The sequence below is a fragment of the Paracoccus sp. FO-3 genome, assembly GCF_006386455.1.
Taxonomy (GTDB): domain Bacteria; phylum Pseudomonadota; class Alphaproteobacteria; order Rhodobacterales; family Rhodobacteraceae; genus Paracoccus; species Paracoccus versutus.
On sequence record NZ_VCBQ01000205.1, the window covers coordinates 1 to 3410 of the forward strand.

A 3410-nucleotide genomic window follows, 5' to 3' on the forward strand; every position below is an offset into this window, starting at 1 on the left:
CCGGGATCAGGATTATGCCGCATGGCCCTCCAGTCGACGAGAAGCATCGACTTGGCATACTGCCAGACCAGCCAAAGATTATTAGGTGCGGCTGACCGGCTTCATGGTCCTGAACCCTCAGTTTCGTGCCAAGGCGTTCGGCATAATCCTTGTTGCGCCAGCAACATGGAGAGAGCGTATGGCCAAGAAAATCCAACCAACCTGCCTCGACACCTACTTCAGTTCGTTCGAGGAGAGCCTCGCGTCGACGCACATGCAGCGTAGGGCGCTGTCTAACTATCGCTTCCAGCTTCGACGGTTTGGCCGGGTTCTGGAGGCCCATGGTGTTGAGCCGACGTCATTGACGCTGGAAATCGCCGATCGCCTTGCCCGGCAGGTTCCATTTGATCGAGTGAACGCGGTCCGGATCCCGAACTTGGTCAGACGGTTCGTCCTCCACCTCATCAGCATCGGCGTTGCGATTCCGCCACCTGTATCTGCTGCCCAAATTGCAAAGGACACGCTGCTGGATGACCTGGAAGGCTTCCTGCTCGGGCAACGCGGCCTGAGTCCGAGTTCAGTTTATCATGTCAAGCGATATGCCGTCCGCTTCTTGGACCACCGGTTTGGCGAAACAGTGCCTGACCCTTCGTCGATCAGGCACCAAGACATCGTTGCGTTCCTCGAACACATCCAGAAGGGGAAGAGTCTGTCGATGGCGCGGACGCCGGCATCCCATCTGCGCTGCTTCTTCCAGTACCTGTTTGCCCGGGGCCTGACCGTAACCAATCTGTCGTCGACTGTGCCGAAGGTACATCGCATCCAGAACAACCGACTTCCCAGGTATCTGCCGCCGACAGACATCGAGGCCATCCTTGAGTGGGTCCGGCGAGAGTCCAGCTATGGCGTTCGTGACTATGCCATGTTCCTGCTGATGGCCCGGCTCGGCCTGCGTGTGCCCGAAGTCATGGCGATAGAGATCGATGACATCGACTGGCGAGCGGGAGAGCTGCTCGTCCGAGGAAAGGGCAAACGGCGTGACCGTCTCCCGCTTCCGGAAGATGTCGGCGCCGCAATCAGCGCTTACCTGCGCGATGCCCGACCATCGACCGTAACGCGCGTTCTTTTTGTCAGGTCCTATGCCCCCTATCTCGGGTTCAAGGACAGCCGCATCGTCAGCAAAATCCTTGCCCGGGCCTGCGCAGCACTGAAGATCGAGATGCCTGCCCGGTATCTCGGATCGCATGTGCTTCGCCACAGCCTCGCAACTCGGATGGTTCGCTCTGGCGTAGCCTTGCACGAGGTGGGCGATGTTCTGCGCCACAAGTCGCGCGCGACGACGATGATCTATGCGAAGCTCGACATTGCAAACCTTCGTTCTGTTGCCCAACCTTGGCCCGCAGGGGAGGCAAAGCAATGACCCTGCACGCCGAGCTTGATCGATATCTCAATCTCCGCCGGATGTTTGGCGCCAAACTGAAAGCAGACGAGTTGCGCCTGCGCAGCTTTGCCACCTTCGTGGACAAAGCCGGAAAAGAGTTCGTCACAAAAGAGCTTCTGCTCGAATGGATGGATGGACTGCGACCTGCCAGTAGCGGGACCAAGGCCAGTAGGTTCAGCGCGGTCCGTCAATTTGCTCTATGGCTGCACGGTATGGATGATCGGCACGACGATCCTCCACCGAGGGGGTTCGTGCCAGGACGAGTCAGTCGGTCCGCGCCGTACATCTACAGCGATACCGAACTCGCCCAGATCATCGGGGCGGCGCGGGAATTGCCGTCGATATACGGGCTGCGCGGACTGACCTGCGCGATGCTCTATGGTCTGATCACTGTCACGGGCATGCGCGTTGCAGAGGCCTTGGCGCTCGACACGGCAGACTTCGATTCCGAGAGGCAGTTGCTCCACATAAAGAACGGCAAGAATGGCAAGGAACGAATCCTTCCAATCGATCCGGATGTCGCGGTGAGACTGAAGAACTACTGTACCGAACGGGATCGACTGCTCGAACGACACTCGGAACCGCTCTTCGTGAATTGCAAAGGCGAACGACCCGATTATTGCTGGGCGCGGGCAAACTTTGTTCGTGTCTGTCAGAGCATCGGCATGCGGGGTACATGGGCCAAGCCCATGCCCGGAAGGCCACCGCGCATCCACGATCTTCGGCACACTTTTGCCGTCCGGACGATCACAGGCTGGTATCGCGCCGGACATGATGCTGCGCGCGAAATGCACAAGCTGACGACCTACCTCGGGCATGAGGGGCCAAGGGACACCTACTGGTACCTTCAGGCCGTGCCCGAGCTTCTCGAACTAGCCTCGGCACGGATCGGCGAGAGTTCTGCGGCGGAGGAGTCGCAATGAGGACCGCGACATTCCCAGCCTTGCTGCAGCGCTTCTTCACAGATCGCTTGTGCGTCCAAATGGAAGCAAGCCGTCATACCATCGCATCGTATCGCGACACCTTCCGCCTGCTGATCCGCTATGCCGGGGCCTGCAGCGGCAAAGCCCCAACGAAGCTGGAAGTTGGCGATATCGATGCCGACATGGTGGCGAACTTCCTCATCCATGTCGAAGGGTCCCGCGGCAACGCTGTCCGGTCTCGAAATGCCCGGCTCGCGGCGATCCGGTCCTTCTTCCGGTATGTTGCGATGACGGAGCCAGTGTTGTTGCATCACTGCCAACGCATTCTGGCCATGCCGAACAAACGCCAAGAAAAAAAGGCGGTGACGTTCCTCGATGCCGACGAAATCGCCGCATTGCTCGGCTCGCCCGACCGCGCCACTTGGGTGGGGCGCAGGGATCACACTTTGCTGCTGCTCGCTCTCCAAACTGGGCTGCGGGCTTCAGAGTTGGTCAATCTGAACTGCAACGACGTGGTCTTCGGGACCGGTGCCCATGTTAAATGTCTTGGGAAAGGCCGAAAAGACCGGCGGACGCCCTTACGCCGCGATACGGCCAGATTGATCGCTGGCTGGATCCGTGATCGCAAGGATAGCGAAGGTCCGCTGTTCCCCTCGATCCGCGGAGACCGTCTCAGTCGCGACGCACTTGAGCATCTGGTCCGAAAATACTGCGCCAAGGCGGCGCAGACCTGTCCAAGCCTTGAGGGGAAGCGCGTTACACCGCACACGCTCCGCCACAGCACCGCGATGGAACTATTGCATAGCGGTGTCGACCAAGCGGTCATCGCGCTTTGGCTCGGCCATGAATCCGTGGAAACCACCCAGATCTACATCCACGCGGATATGCGTCTAAAGGAAAATGCGCTCCGACAGGTGACTGCACCGGGGGTCAAATCCAGCCGATACCGACCAGACGATCAGCTGCTGGCCTTCCTCGAGTCGCTCTGAATATGCCGAATGACCGCATGGCCAAGGCCAACGCTCTAAAGCGTGGGCACTGGCCATGCGGCATAATCCTGATCCCGG

The 3410-nt window shown here is 59.4% G+C and carries 3 protein-coding genes; all 3 read left to right on the forward strand.

Annotated features, from left to right (window positions below):
- The first annotated feature begins 85 nt into the window (after window positions 1-85).
- The 3 genes from FE811_RS26165 to FE811_RS26175 are packed head-to-tail and all read left to right on the forward strand — an operon-like array spanning window position 86 to window position 3332.
- Window positions 86-1399, forward strand: coding sequence for a site-specific integrase (locus tag FE811_RS26165; RefSeq protein ID WP_219848970.1), 1314 nt, complete (start codon window positions 86-88; stop codon window positions 1397-1399).
- Complete coding sequence (locus tag FE811_RS26170; protein WP_140849419.1) at window positions 1396-2343, forward strand: tyrosine-type recombinase/integrase; 948 nt, start codon at window positions 1396-1398, stop codon at window positions 2341-2343. The genes FE811_RS26165 and FE811_RS26170 overlap by 4 nt, the downstream gene beginning before the upstream one ends.
- The gene (locus FE811_RS26175) at window positions 2340-3332 is read left to right on the forward strand and encodes a tyrosine-type recombinase/integrase (RefSeq protein WP_140849421.1); all 993 of its coding nucleotides are present in this window, start codon (window positions 2340-2342) and stop codon (window positions 3330-3332) included. Before FE811_RS26170 ends, FE811_RS26175 begins: the two co-directional genes overlap by 4 nt.
- The last annotated feature ends 78 nt before the right edge of the window (window positions 3333-3410 follow it).

Bases quoted from the DNA above. Each gene is read 5' to 3' on its own strand.
- FE811_RS26170 (WP_140849419.1), top strand. From the start codon at position 1,396: ATGACCCTGCACGCCGAGCTTGATCGATATCTCAATCTCCGCCGGATG.
- FE811_RS26175 (WP_140849421.1), top strand. From the start codon at position 2,340: ATGAGGACCGCGACATTCCCAGCCTTGCTGCAGCGCTTCTTCACAGAT.